Origin of the sequence: Kitasatospora putterlickiae, from assembly GCF_039527695.1 — a bacterium.
In the GTDB taxonomy this organism is placed as follows: Bacteria; Actinomycetota; Actinomycetes; order Streptomycetales; family Streptomycetaceae; genus Kitasatospora; species Kitasatospora putterlickiae.
Map to the genome: position 1 here is coordinate 1 of NZ_BAAAKJ010000046.1, position 2,243 is coordinate 2,243.

The following is a 2,243-nucleotide window of genomic DNA, read 5'->3' on the forward strand; positions in this document are numbered from 1 at the left end:
CGCCGGGCACCGGCGCCGGGCCGGAGCGGCCCGCGGGCGAGGGGCGGGCCATTCAGGCCGCCTGGTAGCGGCCGGTGCGGCGTTCCCAGCTCAGGTAGCCGGCCAGCCAGGTGACCAGGCCGTCGGCGTAGCGCTGGGCGATGATCCGCTCCACCCGGGCCAGGCCGAGCTCCCGGTAGACGTCGGGCAGCCCCTCGTACAGCTCGTGGGAGCGCTCGACCATCAGCTGCGCCTCGCCCATCACCACGGCGCAGGCCTCCTCGGCCGAGCAGTCCCGTTCCCGCCGCACGATCATCACCAGGTTGTTGACGTCGCCGCGCGGCGCCTCCAGCGGGAACGAGCGCACGTCGTTGGTCAGCGAGGGGATGTCGGCCGCGAGCTGGCGCAGCTGGCGCAGCACCGGGTGGTGCAGCACGGCCGGCGGCACCTCGAAGTGGCCGAGCCGCTCGATCATGTCGAAGATGGTCTCCATGGCGGCGGTGCCGCGCCGCAGCACCTGGTAGCCGGCCCGGTCGGGCGGGCGCGGGCTGATCCGCCCGGCCGCCTCGGCGGGGTGGGAGGCCAGGTAGTACTCCCAGTTGTACGCGGCGCGCGCCTGCCAGCGCGCCGGCATGCCCTGGACGCTGCGCTCCCACAGGTCGGCGAAGGCGGTCTCCACGGGCGAGCCGCGGTCGGCCGACGCGCCGTGCAGGACGGCGATCAGCCGGTCGCAGATCGGGGCGACCTCGGTGGGGCGGCGGCCGAGCGGGCCGTCGAACTGGTCGTCGAAGAGGAAATAGAACCCCATGAGATCCGCGGCGAGCGCGAGTTCATCGGGTCCGGCGTCGGGATAGCCGAGCGCCGCGAGGTCGACCACGTCCCAGTGGGCGTAGGACGGGTGGGCCGGGTCGGGCAGCAGTGGATGGCGGGTCAGCCAGGCGCGGTGCAGTTCGGTGGCGTACGGCCCGTGGTCGCTGCGACGGTGCGGGAACGGAATCTGAAGTGAGTTGTCGTCAGACATCGGACTCCCGGAGCTGCGAAGGGTGGGGGCTCTGATGGTTATCGCGTTCATTGGTAGGGGAGTTGGAGCGGCGTCGCCAGAAGGGGAGGTTGGTCGTGGCATGATCAACTTGGCACGCGGGGCGTAGAGTATCTGATGCAATGATCCGACGTTAGGGATATAGGGCAATTGCCCTTGGCCGGTCCTCCAAACCCTTCAACTCGCCCCTCGCCTGCGTGAATACACTCCAACCGGCCCCCACCGGCGCTAACCTCGGCACACGAGCAGGGATCGGCGAGGCGGAGGCACGACGGTGACCGAGCGGGACAGGGATTTCCGGGCGGAGGCGAGGCCCGGCGCGCGGGAGGCGGAAGGCGCCCCCAATCGCATCAGACTGCGCGACCGCGACGCCGAACTCCGCTCCGCCGAGGCCGCGGTGGACAAGCTCTGCCGCGACTTCGCGGCCGGCGGCACCGAGATCGGCGAACTGCTGACCTTCTCCGGGCGTCCCGGCATCGGCAAGACCAGTCTGCTGCACGAGGTCCGCCGGATCGCCAAGCTGCGCGAGGGCGCCACCGTGCTGTTCGCACGCGGCGGCGAGCGCCAGTTCAACGAGCCGTACCACGTCCTGCGCCAGCTCCTCCAGCCGGTGCTCGGCAGCCTGGAGCCCGGTGAGTTCAGCCAGGTGATGGGCACCTGGGAGGAGGTCGTCGGCCCGGCGATGGGCCTCAAGCAGCCCCGGAAGGGCGCCCGCCGCCTCGACCCGCAGGGTGTCCGCGACGGCCTCGACTTCGTCCTCACCCAGCTCGCCCCGCGGCGCGCCCCGCTGGTGATGATCGTCGACGACCTGCACTGGGCCGACCTTGAGTCGCTCGGCTGGCTGGCCCAGTTCGCCGTCCGGGCCAGGGAACTGCCGGTCCTGCTGGTCTTCGCCTACCGCGACGACAGCGCCGACTGGCAGCAGGAGTCCCAGGAGCACCACCGCACGGTCGCCGCGCTGGCCACCCGCCAGCACGAGCTGAGCCGGCTGTCGCTGGTCGCCGTCACCGACATGATCCGCGCCGAACTCGGCGACAAGGCCGAGGACGCCTTCTGCTACGAGTTCTGGAACGTCGTCAACGGCAACCCCTTCGAGGTCGTCGCGCTGCTCGACCAGGTCCGCGACCAGGAGCTGGAGCCGGTCGAGGAGAACTCCCTGCAGCTGCGCGAACTCGCCGTCGACGCCACCGGGATGACCCTCAAGTCCTGGCTGGACCGGCTCGGC

The 2,243-nt window shown here is 71.3% G+C and carries 2 protein-coding genes; one reads left to right on the forward strand and one right to left on the reverse strand.

Annotation, left to right across the window (positions count from 1 at the left end; all coding sequences use genetic code 11):
- Window positions 1–52: 52 nt before the first annotated feature.
- Window positions 53–1,000, reverse strand: a complete 948-nt coding sequence (locus ABD308_RS05630; RefSeq protein WP_344327558.1) for a terpene synthase family protein — start codon at window positions 998–1,000, stop codon at window positions 53–55.
- Between the two features lie 292 nt (window positions 1,001–1,292).
- Here ABD308_RS05630 and ABD308_RS05635 point away from each other — a divergent pair.
- Window positions 1,293–2,243, forward strand: a 951-nt coding sequence (locus tag ABD308_RS05635; protein ID WP_344327562.1) for an AAA family ATPase, incomplete at its 3' end; no start/stop codon positions are given.

Bases quoted from the DNA above. Each gene is read 5' to 3' on its own strand.
- ABD308_RS05630 (WP_344327558.1), bottom strand. From the start codon at position 1,000: ATGTCTGACGACAACTCACTTCAGATTCCGTTCCCGCACCGTCGCAGC.